Origin of the sequence: Allokutzneria sp. NRRL B-24872 (assembly GCF_002155965.1) — a bacterium.
In the GTDB taxonomy this organism is placed as follows: Bacteria; Actinomycetota; Actinomycetes; order Mycobacteriales; family Pseudonocardiaceae; genus Allokutzneria.
In genome coordinates, this window is record NZ_MUMH01000117.1 from 1 (window position 1) to 13,448 (window position 13,448).

The 13,448-nt window shown below is 68.8% G+C and carries 15 protein-coding genes; 4 read left to right on the forward strand and 11 right to left on the reverse strand.

Annotated elements, in window-relative coordinates; genetic code table 11:
- Window positions 1-134: 134 nt before the first annotated feature.
- Window positions 135-779, reverse strand: coding sequence for a class I SAM-dependent methyltransferase (locus tag CCN37_RS27455; RefSeq protein ID WP_246843346.1), 645 nt, complete (start codon window positions 777-779; stop codon window positions 135-137).
- A gap of 9 nt (window positions 780-788) precedes the next feature.
- Complete coding sequence (locus tag CCN37_RS27460; RefSeq protein WP_086826251.1) at window positions 789-1,292, reverse strand: GNAT family N-acetyltransferase; 504 nt, start codon at window positions 1,290-1,292, stop codon at window positions 789-791.
- A gap of 22 nt (window positions 1,293-1,314) precedes the next feature.
- Here CCN37_RS27460 and CCN37_RS27465 point away from each other — a divergent pair, with 22 nt between their 5' ends.
- The gene (locus CCN37_RS27465; protein ID WP_246843347.1) at window positions 1,315-1,953 is read left to right on the forward strand and encodes a VOC family protein; all 639 of its coding nucleotides are present in this window, start codon (window positions 1,315-1,317) and stop codon (window positions 1,951-1,953) included.
- Here CCN37_RS27465 and CCN37_RS27470 read toward each other — a convergent pair.
- On the reverse strand, window positions 1,928-2,884 hold the full coding sequence (locus tag CCN37_RS27470; RefSeq protein ID WP_086826253.1) for an AraC family transcriptional regulator: 957 nt from the start codon (window positions 2,882-2,884) through the stop codon (window positions 1,928-1,930). The two genes, CCN37_RS27465 and CCN37_RS27470, sit on opposite strands and share 26 nt — an antisense overlap.
- Window positions 2,885-2,983: 99 nt before the next feature.
- On the opposite strand from CCN37_RS27470, the gene CCN37_RS27475 reads away from it, so the two are divergent.
- A complete protein-coding gene (locus CCN37_RS27475; protein ID WP_086826255.1) occupies window positions 2,984-3,889 on the forward strand; it encodes an NAD(P)H-binding protein in 906 nt (301 codons plus the stop codon).
- The gene (locus tag CCN37_RS27480) at window positions 3,886-4,314 is read left to right on the forward strand and encodes a DUF1772 domain-containing protein (RefSeq protein ID WP_086826257.1); all 429 of its coding nucleotides are present in this window, start codon (window positions 3,886-3,888) and stop codon (window positions 4,312-4,314) included. The genes CCN37_RS27475 and CCN37_RS27480 overlap by 4 nt, the downstream gene beginning before the upstream one ends.
- On the opposite strand, the gene CCN37_RS27485 is transcribed toward CCN37_RS27480, so the two are convergent.
- Window positions 4,304-4,741, reverse strand: coding sequence for a VOC family protein (locus CCN37_RS27485; RefSeq protein ID WP_210408228.1), 438 nt, complete (start codon window positions 4,739-4,741; stop codon window positions 4,304-4,306). The genes CCN37_RS27480 and CCN37_RS27485 overlap by 11 nt on opposite strands.
- A 48-nt stretch (window positions 4,742-4,789) precedes the next feature.
- Between CCN37_RS27485 and CCN37_RS40175 the strand changes: the two genes are divergently transcribed.
- Window positions 4,790-5,074, forward strand: a complete 285-nt coding sequence (locus CCN37_RS40175) for a hypothetical protein (protein ID WP_086826260.1) — start codon at window positions 4,790-4,792, stop codon at window positions 5,072-5,074.
- Here the strand turns inward: CCN37_RS40175 and CCN37_RS27495 are convergent.
- The 7 genes from CCN37_RS27495 to CCN37_RS27525 all read right to left on the reverse strand — a co-directional run bounded on the left by CCN37_RS27495 (window position 5,032) and on the right by CCN37_RS27525 (window position 13,378).
- Complete coding sequence (locus CCN37_RS27495; RefSeq protein ID WP_210408229.1) at window positions 5,032-5,964, reverse strand: phosphotransferase family protein; 933 nt, start codon at window positions 5,962-5,964, stop codon at window positions 5,032-5,034. The genes CCN37_RS40175 and CCN37_RS27495 overlap by 43 nt on opposite strands.
- A gap of 11 nt (window positions 5,965-5,975) precedes the next feature.
- Window positions 5,976-7,058 carry a winged helix DNA-binding domain-containing protein gene (locus tag CCN37_RS27500; RefSeq protein WP_168200889.1) on the reverse strand — a complete coding sequence of 361 codons (1,083 nt, stop codon included), beginning with the start codon at window positions 7,056-7,058 and terminating at the stop codon, window positions 5,976-5,978.
- 47 nt (window positions 7,059-7,105) lie between these two features.
- Window positions 7,106-7,831 (reverse strand): dienelactone hydrolase family protein, encoded by a 726-nt coding sequence (locus CCN37_RS27505; protein ID WP_086826265.1) that lies wholly within the window; start codon window positions 7,829-7,831, stop codon window positions 7,106-7,108.
- 81 nt (window positions 7,832-7,912) lie between these two features.
- Window positions 7,913-9,364, reverse strand: a complete 1,452-nt coding sequence (locus CCN37_RS27510; RefSeq protein ID WP_086826282.1) for an amidase — start codon at window positions 9,362-9,364, stop codon at window positions 7,913-7,915.
- 79 nt (window positions 9,365-9,443) lie between these two features.
- On the reverse strand, window positions 9,444-10,730 hold the full coding sequence (locus tag CCN37_RS27515; RefSeq protein WP_086826267.1) for a DUF4041 domain-containing protein: 1,287 nt from the start codon (window positions 10,728-10,730) through the stop codon (window positions 9,444-9,446).
- 114 nt (window positions 10,731-10,844) lie between these two features.
- The gene (locus CCN37_RS27520; RefSeq protein WP_246843348.1) at window positions 10,845-11,960 is read right to left on the reverse strand and encodes a hypothetical protein; all 1,116 of its coding nucleotides are present in this window, start codon (window positions 11,958-11,960) and stop codon (window positions 10,845-10,847) included.
- Window positions 11,961-12,139: 179 nt separating this feature from the next.
- Window positions 12,140-13,378 (reverse strand): hypothetical protein, encoded by a 1,239-nt coding sequence (locus CCN37_RS27525; RefSeq protein WP_143261839.1) that lies wholly within the window; start codon window positions 13,376-13,378, stop codon window positions 12,140-12,142.
- Between the last annotated feature and the right edge of the window lie 70 nt (window positions 13,379-13,448).

Consider the following 13,448-nt stretch of genomic DNA (forward strand, 5'->3'; position numbering starts at 1 on the left):
GTGGTCTAGGGATTCCCGTTTCGTACTCCTAGCGGGAAAGAGAGCGCTCCCAATAGCCGGTAGGAGTACGAAACGGATTTGGCGAGCCCGGCGGACGTTGAGTGGAGCGCGGGGGCTAGGTGGAGCGCGCGGGGTCAGACGGCGCGGGCGGTGAGGTAGGCCTGCGAGGTCCGCTCGTCCGGGTTGGGGCCGCGTTCGGTCCGCGTGTACACCTCGAAACCCGCCGCGCCCAGCAACTCGGCGACATGTGCGGCCTCGCGCCGGTAGAAGTCCAGCGACAGCTTGTGGCCGAAGCCCTCGTCGTAGTGCTGGACGTGGTCGCCGGACTGGAACGCCAGCGTGAGCCACCCGCCAGGCGCCAGCACGCGGCGGAAACCGGAAAGCACCTCGGGCAGTTGCGCGGAGGGGATGTGGATCGTGGAATACCACGCGCACACCCCGCCGAGGGAGCCTTCGGGCAGCTCCAACGCGGTCATCGAGCCCTCCTCGAAGCGCACGCCCGGCCGCATCCCCCGCGCCAACGCCACCATCTCCGAGGACAGGTCGATGCCGAAGATGTTGAGCCCCAACGACTTCAGGTACTCCGTGACGTGACCTGGGCCCGAACCCACGTCCACCGCGTCGACATTCCCGGTGTCGCGCACCAGTTCCGCGAAGACCGCGAGCACGGCGCGGTCGACGGGCAGGTTGTCGATGCCGGACTTGAAGGTCTCGGTGTAGGAGGCGGCCATGGTGTTGTAGGAGGAGCGCGTGTCGCGCAGGAAATCAGGCTCGGTCACGCGAGCACCCTAGTCGTCGACGAAGCCCAGGCGCCGGTTCATTTTGATGGCCGAGACGTTCAGCGGGTGGTGGAAGGTCCGCAGCCACCGAAAGCCCGACTCGCGCACGTATCGGATCGCCAACAGCTTGAGCGCCAACGACAATCCACGTCCGCGCTCCGCCGCGAGCACACCCGTCATCTCCGTGAAGGCCGTGTCCTTGGCCGGGTGCAACGAGGTCAGCGTCATCCCCACCCACGCGCCGTCGCGCACGGCCAGCACGATGCCGTCCATCGTGACGCTCGGAGTCTCGATGCGGCGGGCCACGTACTCCTCGTAGCTGAAGAACTCGCCGCGCTCGGGGATGTCGGCCGAGCACGTCTTGTTCAGCTCGTAGAGCGCGCGCCGCTGCTCAGGCGTGTCACGCATGGTGGTGAACTCGATGCCCGAAGCTCGTGCTTTCTCCCAGTACGGCACGAACTCCGCGTCCTCGAAAGCATCGACGTCCAGCCGAAGTCGCACCCAGTCCACCATGATCGCAGCGTAGCCTGACGCGGTGAACGCGAACCGGTTGAGCAGGACCGAGATCTCCGCGGCATTGGCCGGTACACGGTGGCGGTTCGTCCTCGGTTCGCTGCGCGCCTCGGTCGCCGTGGCCTCGCTGACCGAAGCCGCCGAGGTCGCGAAGCGCTTGTCCCCCACCGGTGACGGCCTCGCGCTGGACCTGCGCCGCGAGCGCGTCGCGCTGACCGTCCAGACCGACGGCTGGGTCACCGCCGCCGACGTCGAGCAGGCCAAGCACATCGCCACGCTCGTCGAACTGGGCGCGCCCGGCCGCTGCGAACAGGTCGTGGAACTGGCGATCGACGCCATGGACATCGCCCGCGTGCGGCCGTTCTGGCGCGCGATCCTCGCCTACACAGATGAGCCCGGCGCAGGCCCCGAAGACGGCGTCGTCGACCCGCTCGGCCAGGGACCCTCGGTGTGGTTCCAGCAGATGAACGAGCCCCGACCGCAGCGCAACCGCATCCACTTCGACATCGCCGTCCCGCACGACGAAGCCGAAGCACGCATCGCGGCTGCGCAGAACGCGGGCGGCACGTTGATCGACGACAGCGAAGCCCCGGCGTTCTGGGTGCTCTCCGACCCCGAGGGAAACGAAGCCTGCATCACCACGTGGCAAGGGCGGGACTGACGCGCTTCACCGAGCCCGGCGACACCCCGACGATCCGCTTGAAAGCCCGGCTGAACGCCGCCTCCGACTGATAGCCCAACCGCCCGGCGAGGGTGGCGACCGAAGCGCCCTCGGTGCGCAGCACGTCCAGCGCCACGAGCATCCGCCACCGCGTCACGTACTGCATCGCCGGTTCGCCGACCAGATCGGTGAAGCGCGCCGCGAACGCCGAGCGCGACATCGCCAGCTCTGAGGCGAGCGAGGCCACGGTCCACTCGCGCTCCGGCTCGCGGTGCACCAGAGTCAGCGCACGGCCGATCTGGGAGTCCCGCAGTGCCCCCAGCCAGCCCGTGCGCGCGGACGGATCGTTCTCCAGCCAGGACCGAACCCCTTGCACCACAAGGATGTCCGAGAGCCGAGTGATCACCGCCTCGCCGCCGGGGCGCAGCGTCGCCGCCTCCGCCGCGATCAGCCGGAGCGTGCTCTGCATCCACTCCGCCTGCGGCGCGCCCGCCGGCTCGACGTGGATGATCTTCGGCAGCAGGTCCACCAGGTAGCGGGCCGTGGGGTGGTCGAAGCGCACCGCCCCGCACACCAGCACCGTCTCCGCGCCACCGCCGCCGTACTGCAAGATCGCGTAGCGGTCGCTGACGTAGTCGTGCGCCAACCCCTCGATCGCGGGCACCGGCGCATCGGGCGTCCCGCGCAGCACGTGGCCCCGGCCGTGCGGGACCAGCACGAGATCGCCGGGCAGCAGCGTGCGCGGCTCAGCGCCCTCGACCTCCAGAACGCAGCGGCCCGCCGTCACGACGTGGAACCACAGGCAGTCCGTCACCGGCGGCAGCGTGACGCCCCACGGCGCGGTGAACTCGGAGCGGCAGTAGAAGACCCCGGTCATCCGCAGCGCGTGCAGCGCCTCGGCGAGCGGGTCGAACTCGGCGTCGAGCTTCATGCCACCAGTGTGCACAGTCCAGTCAAGCTGGACGATCGAGCATGAAACAGCGACACATGGTCATAGATAATCCACCAGGGCGCCTGCAAGCTGGATGACATGCAGAACAACGAGCTCATCACCGTCATGGGAGCCACCGGCAACACCGGCTCGGAGATCACCAAGCGGCTGCTCGCCGCCGGACACCGCGTCCGCGCACTCGGCCGCTCCCAGACCAAGCTCGCCGACCTCGCGGCCGCCGGAGCCGAGACCGTTGCGGGCGACGCCACCGACCCGGGCTTCCTCGCAGAGGCCTTCCGCGGCTCCGCCGCCGTCTACACGCTGCTGCCCGTCGACGTGACCTGGCAGGACTACCACGCCGAGGTCGGTGTCATCGGCTCCGCCGTCGTCGAGGCCGTGCGCGTCGCGGACGTCCGGCACGTCGTCGCGCTCAGCTCCCTCGGCGCGGAACTGCCGTCCGGAACCGGATTCCTGAGCAGCCTGCACGACCAGGAGCAGCGGTGGGCCGCCCTGCCCGGCGCCAACGTCCTGCTGCTGCGGCCTGGCATGTTCTTCGAGAGCTTCCACCCCGCGCTCGGCATGATCGAGGCCGAGGGCGTCTACGGGGACTCCGTCGCCCCGGACGTCAGCATCCCGATGATCGCCGCGCGCGACATCGCCGAGGTCGCGGCCGGTGCGCTGGCCGCGCGGGACTGGAGCGGGATCGTCGTCCGCGAACTGCTCGGGCAGCGCGACCTGTCCTACCGCGAGGTCACCGCCGTGCTCGGCGCCGCGCTGGAGCGCGCAGAACTGCCATACGTGCAGTTCGGTTACGAGGCTATGACGCACGCTCTCACCGAGATCGGGTTCTCGCAGAATGTCGCCAGCCAGCACGTGGCGATGACGAGGGCGTTCAACGAGGGCCGGGTCGTCTCGCTCGGCGGCAGGACAGCCGAGAGCAGCACTCCGACGACGTTCGAGGACTTCGCCGAGGAGCTGGTCAAGACCCACCGGAGGGCAACGTGATCACCACCCTGCAGATCCTGGTCATCCTCACCGGCGGACTGCTCGGGGGCGTGTACTTCGCGTTCTCCACCAGCGTCATGCCCGGTCTGCGCAGGCTCCCCGCAGCACAGGGGATGGCGCTGATGCGCGAGATCAACACCGCCATCCTCAACCCCGCCTTCTTCCTGATCTTCTTCGGCGCACCCGTCGGCAGCATCGCGCTGGCGATCCTCGCGCCCAGTCCGTGGGTGATCGCCGCCGCGGTGCTGCACGTCGGGCCGAGCCTGCTGCTGACCATGTTCGTCAACGTGCCGCTGAACAACGCCATCGACGCGGCCGAGCCCGGCGACGAGCACGTCTGGAACAACTACCTGCCGAACTGGACGCGGTGGAACACGGTGCGCGCGATCGCGTGCGCGGCGGCCACCGTCTGCCTCATGGTGTGAGTTCCTGGGACAGCGACACGATGATCCCCTCAGGTCCGCGCACGTAGCAGAGCAAGTAACTGTCCTCGTACTGCGCGACCTCTCCGACCAGCACACCGCCGTGCAGGCGGAGCCGGGCGAGGGTGTCGTGGATGTCCTCGACGGTGAACATCACGCGCCGCAGGCCCACCGCGTTCGGCGCGTTCGATCCGCCAGTGACAGCGGCGGGGCTGCGGAAGCTCGTCAGCTCCAGCTGGCCGTGACCGTCAGGGGTTCGCAGGAACGCGATGTCGATGTTGATGCCGGGCAGCCCGGCGATGTCGTCCACCCACTGGCCGGACGCGGGTCCCTCGCCCAGCAGCTCCATGCCCAGCGCCACGAAGAACTCGGTCGCGGCCTTCAGATCGGTGACAACGACACCGACGTGGTCCATTCGCTTGGTCGTCATGCCCCGGGGAGGGACCCGGTGCGCGGTTCTCGACACTACTTTGGACTCATGATCTACGAGATCCGCTTTCCCGGAGGACTCGACGACACCGAGGCGGTCGCTCGCCTGCTGTGCCCGGTCGAGGAGCACGACGGGCCGTGCGAGGTGCCGTGGAGCCTGGCCGCCCACGACGGCGACGTGGTGCTCGGCATCCACGCGGACCAGGCCAAGGCGGAGGAGGTCGCCGACCGGGTGCGTGCCTTCGTCGGCGAGGCCCGGCCGGTCACCCTCACCGACGCCGATCCCGCGTACTACGAGGAGCTGATCGAGCAGGCGAGGATCGAGTCCAGGTAGTCCTCCAAACGCTCGGCGAGCACGGCAGGAGTCAGGTCCACGCGCCCGACCTCGCGCCACGGCACCGCCACCTTCTCCGCGTCCGGGGCGAAGGCCAGCGCGTCCAGCAACCGCCAGTACCGGTGATCCTCCTCGGCGCTGAGCACCCCGCCAGCGGCGCGGTACTCCTCAGCGACGCGCATTCCGGCGGGCACCCCGTGCAGCAGCGCGATCGCCGTGGAGCAGTGCGCCACGTCCAGGTCCGCCGGGCCCCACGAGGTCTCCACCCAGTCCACGACCCCGGAGATCGCCAGGTCAGCGCCCTGCCCGGTGAAGAGCACATTGCCGGGGTGGAAGTCGCGGTGCAGGAAGCACGGCCGGAACGCGGGCGGCTCACGCCGGATCAGCTCCACCGCGCGCCGCCACAACTCCGGCCGCGCGGTGTTCTCCGGCACCCGAACGCGATCCGGGCCGGTCCACGCCTGGTAGGCACGGGGCCGAGACGCCTCGGGAACATCGAGCCGGTGGATGGCGAGCAGCTGCTCGACGAGGAGCGTGATCTTGCGATCCACATCGTCCTCGTCGAGCCGGATCTGCCCTGGCAGCAACGACATCAGCAACGACGGGTGCTCGCAGTGCTCGGCAGCGGCGTCCACGTCGAGCAGCCGCGCAACCGGAATCCCGGTGCCAGCGAGCAAACGCAGCACATCGGCTTCGCGGGTGAGCAGCCCGAGCGCGTGCTGGACGTAGAACTCCTTCACGAAAGACCGCAGCACCAACGAATACGGGCCGCCCTGGCCCTCGACCTCCAGGCGCGACATGCGCGAGGTCCAGCCACCGCGCAGCGCCGTGGTCGAGCGGATGCGATCTCCAGGCGGAAGGCTCCGCTCAACCCACAGGCGCGTGTCCACGAACAGAAATCCTAGCCAGCGATGCGCGCGCTCGTGCTCGCCTTGTCAGACATGAACGACGCGAGCTCGCGGCCTTCGTCGACCACATCGGTGCGCTCCGCGCGGGTGAGGTCACGCAGCGGGAAAACGATCACCTCGTCCTCGTCGACGGTCCACGTCGCCGACACCCGGCCGTCGACCAGCACCACGCGCTCACCAGCGATCGAGAGGTTGCGGTGAGCGTCATCGACGATGCGCGTGCGGTCGTCGTAGCCCAGCAGCGCGTTGTCGAAGGCCGGGAGGAACCGCACCGGAGCCGGGGTGTCCTCGTCGGGACGCGGCGCGTCGGGCAGGTCCAGCAGCTCGCGGCCACGCTCGTCGCGGAAGCTCACCAGCTCCTCCCGGACCGCCTTCACCGCTGCGGGCAGCCCGGCCACGCCACTCCAAGCACGCAGGTCAGCCGTGGTGGCGGGCCCGTACGCGGCGAGGTAGCGGCGCACCAACTCCGCGCCGACCGGATCGGTGCCCTCGGGGGCGGGGGCGTCGACCTCGCGGCCGAGCCAGGAAGCGAGCGGGATGTTGCGCACGCCGCCCTTCGTCCGCCACAACCCGCGCGGCGGCGTCTGCGCGGTCGGGATGAGGGCCGCGATCAGCATCTCCCCGAGCGCGCGCACGCCCGGCTCCGGCCAGCGGTCCTCCACCGCCCGCGCGAGGTCGCTCATCGAGCGCGCCTGCCCGTCGGCCAGCACCGCGCGCCCGGCCGCCGCGAGTTCGGCGAGATCAACCCCGTCGAGCTCGCGGCGGTAGACCCCGAGCACCTTCTGCTTCAGCATCGCGTCGTGGCGCGAACGCCAGGCCAGGACATCTGCCGAGGTCACGAGGTGCACGGTGCGGCGCATCAGGTGGGTCCGCACCACCTGCCGCCCGATCAGCAGCTCGTCAAGCGCCGCCGGGTCGAAGTCGCGCAGCCGCGACCACAGCCCGATGAACGGCTCCTGAGGCTCCTGCGCCTGGAGGCCGCCGAGGTGGGCGACCGCGTCGAGCACCGGAACGTCGGCGCGGTCCAGGAGCAGCTGTCGGGCGAGCGAGGCGCGGTTCAGCGCGCGGCTGGTCATCACGGTCACAGGAGCACTCTGACACCCGTTGCGGTCAGATCCTGTCCTCAATCTGAGGCTGGCACGCACTCGGCGAGTAGATCGACGATGTCGTGCCAAGCCCGCCGCGCATGCTGTGGGTGGTAGCCGACTCCGGCAGGCGCGGCGTGGTCGACCGGAGGGTGGTGGAAGGCGTGGAGGGCTCCTCCGTAGACCACCAAGCGCCAGTCGACACCCGCGGCCTGCATCTCCTCGGCGAACGCGAGCCGTTGCGCGGGCGGCATGATCGGATCTTCCGAACCGACCCCGGCCCACACCGGGCAACGAATGCGTTCCGCCTCGCCCGCCCGGCCCGTGATCAGCCCGTTGACCGTCCCGATCGCACGCAGGTCGACCCCGGCGCGACCAAGCTCAAGAGCGACCGCGCCCCCGGTGCCGTAGCCGATAGCCGCGATCCGGTCGGGGTCGACCCGCGGTTCGGCACGCAGTACATCGAGCGCCGCGTGGCCGATTCCTCGCATCCGGTCGGGGTCTGCGAGCAAGGGCAGGCACCGGGCCACCATCTCCTCTGGATCTTCCAAGTAACGTCCGCCGTGGAGGTCGAAGGCCAGCGCCACGTACCCCAGCTCGGCCAGCGCATCGGCCCTACGGCGTTCGACATCGCTGAGCCCCATCCCCTCGGGCCCGATCAGGACTCCCGGCCGGCGCGCGGCACCGGCTGGGAGCGCGAGATGCCCGATCATCGTCAGGTTGTCAGCCGTGTACTCGACCGTGCGGGTGGTGACCGTCGCCATGCCACCACACGGTAATGACGGTTGCGGCCGCGAGGTGTGGTGTTCACCGGAGGCAGACAGCAGTCTGCCCGGAGGACTCCGCTACTGCGGCGCTTGGAAACCGCCGATCTTCTGCTCCAGCAGTTCGGCCAACCGCAGCGGGGTGCGGTCCTCGAACATCGGACCGATGAGCTGCACTCCCACCGGCAGTCCCTCGGGTGTCAGGCCCGTGGGGACGGCGGTGGCGGGCAGGCCGGGCATGGTCGCCACCCCGGCCCACACGAGCTGGTCGAAGTACGGGTACTCGACGCCGTCGATGTCGATCCGGCGCCCGAACACATCGTCGTTGTGATCGTGCGGGAACGCCGGAGTCGGCGTGATCGGGCAGAGCACGACGTCGAACTCGGCGAAGAGCTGCCGCCAGCCGTGACGGTGGAGTTCGCGGCGGTTGTTCGCCATGACCCAGTCACGGTGGCTCGACGACGCGGCGCGCATCCGCGCTGCGTCCAAGCTCTGATCGTCCGCGCTGAGCCCCGCGGCCAGGCGCACCAGCTCTTCGTAGGCTTCGGCGGGATAGCTGGCGACGGCGCCCGAGAAGTGCAGGTGCGTGTAGACCGCAGCGGCTTCGGTCAGGTCAGGCAATAAGGGACTGTGCCGTTCGACGTGGGCGCCGCCATCGGCAAGCACGTCGGCCACCCGGTTCACGCTCGCCCGCACAGCGGCGCTGGTCGGGATGATCGGATGCTCATCGAGCACCAGGACCCGGAAGTCGCGGAGCCGCTCATGGCGCGCGGGCGGCAACGTCACCGTGTGCGCCACCCCGAACGTCAACGGGTCCGGTCCGGCCATCACGTCGAGCAGCAGCGTCAAGTCGCGGGCGGTCCGCGCCATCGGTCCGGCAACCGCGAGGTCGAGCTCGACCGGCAAGACCGGCACCGACGGAGGCACCATGCCGCGAGTGGCCACCAGCCCGACCGTCGGCTTGTGGGCGTACACGCCGCAGAAGTGCGCGGGAGTGCGCAGCGAGCCGCCGATGTCGGAGCCGATCGACAGCGCGCCGAATCCGGACGCCAGCGCCGCCGCCGACCCACCGGAGGAGCCACCGGCCGTGCGACCGTGGTCCCACGGGTTGTTGGTGGTTCCGTAGATCTCGTTGAAGCTCTGGATGTCTTGCAGCCCAACAGGAACATTGGTCTTGCCGAGCACCACCGCGCCCGCGGCGTTGAGCCGCGACACCTGCACCGCGTCCTCGGCGGGCACGAAGTCCCGGTGTTGCGGCGCGCCCCAGGTCGTCGGCAGCCCAGCCATGTTGTAGGACTCTTTGACCGTCACCGGAAGCCCGAGCAGCGGCCGGTCCTCCCCGCGAGCGCGTGCCTGGTCGGCACTGCGAGCAGCGGCCCGCGCGCGGTCGAAGTCCGGCACGCAGATCGAGTTGATCGCCTTGTCATCCCGCTCGATGCGAGCGATCGCTTCCTCGGTCAATTCCACCGAGGACACCTCACCGGAACGCAAAGCGGTTGAAAGCTCTTCGGCCGAAAGAAAGCTCCATTCCATGAATCCGACCATACGGACCCCTCGGATGAGCCACAAAACCCCCATTCGCACAACGGGATGGATGCATTATCTCGTCACATCACGCTGAGGCAGCTGACGACGGCAGGTGCTGGGCCGGGCCAGTCTTGGCGATGCTCTGGCGGTACTCTGGCGCCTCTGCTTCGTCGGTGTAGTCGAGCAGGTTTCCCGCCAACTGGTGCAACAGTGCCTTGACCTCTGCCGGGGTCGTCCGGAAGAACTCCCGTCGCAGATTGACCTTGTTCAGCCGCCGGTCGGCCAGCTTGCGGTGCAGTTCGTTCTCTAGGCTGACCGCGTCTTGAGAGAAGAACAACGCGTGCACGTCGAACCGGAACGGCACTGAGGCGTCCCCCAACTCCCGGACGCGGTCCATCGGCTCCAGGCGCCGAGTCATCCCGATCTTGACGACCTGGTCACCGAACGCGCCCAGGTTGCTGATGACGTACACGTATCCCGCCCGGATATTGGCCTGACGCTCCTCGACCCCGCGCAGTGCTGCCTCGATCTCCGCCAGCTTCACCTCGAGTTCGGCAAGTCCCCGGAGGTCCCCCTTGGCCCGCAGCGCCGCAATCGCATTCTGGTAGTGGGTCTTCTCCTTGAGCAGCCGCGCCTGCTCGCGCCGGTAGTCCTCCATGGCTTTTTGCTCTTCCCGCAGTCGCGCTCGTTCCTCTCGCTGAGCTTCCCTCTCCTCCTGTTTCTTGGCGAGGTAGTCCGCTGTCAGCTCCAGCTCGCGAATACGCAGAGCGTGGTATCCAGGAGAGATCTGGATCGCCGCCATCACTCCGAGCTTCTCGATGATTCGCACGGAGGTTTCTAGCCGCTTGATCGCTGAGGCGAGGTTACCGGCGCGCAGAATACGGACGCAGTTCTCCGCCTCGGCGTTGTAGGCGCGCAGCATCAGCTTCGAGAGGTCACCGACGAACTTTCTCCCTTTTGCAAGGGAATTGTTGTAGTGGAAGCTCTCCGATCCGCGCACGGCGGTCTTCTGCTTCACCATTGACGTCATCCGCTGCTTGATGTCCTCAAGTTCCCGCTTGTACGCCTCGGCATCTGCGAGGACGTGACGGTAGGCGTAAACGCCAACTTCTTGGAGCAGTAGAGCGTCGTTGGTCTGCACGATCGCAGCCGAGAGCGCGTCGAACTGTTTCTGCTGAACGGCCTGTTGAGCGGCCAGTGCAGCGCGCTCGCTCTCAAAACGAGCGCGCTGCTCTTGGACCTGCTGCGTCACCGCGGCCCGCTCCTGCTGGACCTGGAAGACGTCCATCGCCCCCAAGCGCTGCATCTCTTGGCGCAACAGTGCGTTCTCCTGCTGCAACTGGGCGATAGCAGCTTTCTTCCGTCCGAACATGCGCCCTGCCTCTCAGTCCCTCAACCGCACACGCGTGCTGGACAGGTCGGGCTAGACGATCGACTCGTTACAGCAGGCATCTCCTGATCCGCGAAAGAGGGGTGAAGCATCAGGTCATTTGCCGGATTTCTCCTGGAGGCGCTGGAATTCGGCCATCAACCCGTCGAGCTGCTGTTCGGCGCGCTCAGCCCGGGCGAGGGTCTGGGCACGGGCCTCGTCGAGCGCGGTGATCCGCTCGGTCGCGGCCTTGCGGGCATCCTCGATCGCCGCGCTGGCACGGGTGCGTTCCGCAGCGACGTCGGCGGCGGCCTGACGGCGGGCTTCGGCGTTCTCCTCGCGCTGTTGTTGCAGCTCAGCCCGGGCACGCTCCAGCTCAGCGCGGGCGTCGGCGGCGACCTGTTCGGAGCGCTCCGCCACGCGTTCGGCGCGCTCGGCCCGCTGACGGATCTCCTCCTGCTCGGCGCGAGCCTCCTTGATCTGTTCCGCCGCGACGGCGCGGATCTGCTCGACCTCCTTCGAGGCGAGCCTTCGTGCCTGTTCTGCCTGGTTGACGGCGTCCGCCCGAGCTTGTTCCACGGTCGCGGCGGCCTCGCGACGAACGCCTTCGATGGCGACCTCAGCCTCATTGCGCGCGGCCAGGACATCCTCGTCGGCCTTCCTGCGCACCACGTCCAGCTCGGTGACCGCGTGCTCCCGGGCGGCGAGCGCTTCTGTGGCCTCGCGTTCGAACCGCTCCGCTTCGGTGCCCGCGTCCTCGGCGGCCTCATCGGCGAGGAGCTTGTCCTTCTCCGCCTGGCGAGCGCGCTGCTGCGCGGCGACCGTGGCGGCCTCCGCTTCGGCGATGCGGCGGGCAGCCTCGGCCTGCGCGGCCTGGACCTGGGCTTCGGCTGCGCTCGGGTCGGCCAGTGTGGACAGCTCGGCCACCGCCGAGTTCAGGTTCTCGCCGAGCCGCTTGGCCAGCGTCCGGAACTCCACCAGCAGCTCGTCGGCGCGGGCCTTCGCGGCGGTCACCGGCCCCTGGTTTTTCGTCACCGTGACGGATGTGGCCGGGGTGTCCGCATCCTGCTGTTGCAGGCGCTGACGCTCCTTCCAGGCCCTCCAGCGGGTGTGTTCTGGCAGGTCGCAGTACTCCGACGGACGGCCGGGGCCGCCTCCTCGGAAGGCCGGGCGGGTGCAGCCCGGGTAGTTGCACTCCCCGGCGGGGCGCTGAGCGGGCTCTGCGGTCGTCACACAGGAAACTTAGCCCACATACCGTGTTTCGTTTCGTCAACACACGCAACACAACACGAAAAGACGAGGTCGGATCACCGCAGGTCGTGACCGCCGATAAGGGAACATTATCGGCGGTCACGCCCGAACCGGTCAGCCTTCCGTTTGGTTTTCGTTACGTCACCACACACGTAACGAAACTAGGTGGAAGTGATGCTGAGAACTGCTGAGGTCGCGTTCGAGCCCAGAACTCGGAACCGCACGGTCTTGCCACCCGCCTGGCCGAACGACACGGAGCCGCCCCGCGACACACCGGTGCCGCTGGCCACCGACACTCCCCTGCTGTCCACGGTCACCACGAAGAGGCGCCCGTCGATGGTGATCTCCGCGCGGCCCGTCACCTGGACCTGGCACTTGCCGCTACCACAAGAGCCCAGGTCAGAGCCGTTTCGAGCAGCTGGCAGCTCGGGTGTTCCAGCCGGGACGCACCGGGGCGCGAGGTCGTAGGCAACGCTGAGCGACGCGTCCGTGCGCACCGCGATGTCCAGGCCAGCGGCGGTGGGGCGCGCCAGCCCGTACGCGTCGACGACCTGCCGGGCCTGGGCCTTGCGCGCGTCGTCGGGCACGGCGAAGAAATCCCTCATGCCAGTCTCACGCGGCAGCTTGCCCGCAGCGTCCTTCAACGCCGCCTGCATCCGCGAGCGGTACTCATCCGCCGCCTTGACCCCGGTCGGCTGGAGCTTGCCGACGCTCTCACTGAGCTGCTTCACCTGGGACTCGCCCTGGCTGATGAACATCCCCAGCTCAGCGCCCCCGCGAAGGTCCGCCGAGACCTCCGGAACGGCCGCCGGCAGCCCCTGCACGGCCTTCGCCGTCACGCACATGGCATCCGCCCAGACCACGGACTGCCTGGCAGGAGCCGCCGGGCCGACCGGATCGCACCCCGGGGCGAGGTCGTAGGCGGTGTCCAGTTCCGGCGTCCCGCCAGCGACGGCCGCCAGCCGTGGCACCTGCGGCGCGATCTCGGCGAACATCGCGGCGGCCTGCTGCGCCTTGGCCAGCTTCTGCGCGTCGGGCAGCCCTCGCAGCGTCGGATCGTTGGGCGCGGGCAGGCGTTTGTGGACCGACTCCAACGCCTTGACCAGCTCGGATGTGTAACCGTCCGCGCTGGCGATCCGCGTCGGCTCGATGTCCTTGAGGTCAGCGACCAGGTCGTCCACCGAGTCCGAGATCCGATCCAGGTAGCTCTCGGCCCGCGTCGCGTCATCGGGCTTACCGCGCAGCGCGTCGACCGACTTCGCCTTGGTGCACAAGGTGTTCGACCACACGACCACGGCTCGCACCGCCGGTGGAGCGGGTACGTCCACCGCCTCGCCGGGGACCGAGCACCCAACGAGCACTCCACTTGTCACGACCATCGACACAGCCAGCCAGCGCATACCCGGACGGTAAGTCGGCAGTGCTGGGAGGGGTCCCGGTCGGCGCCTACCTAAGGGATGTCTCGTAAAA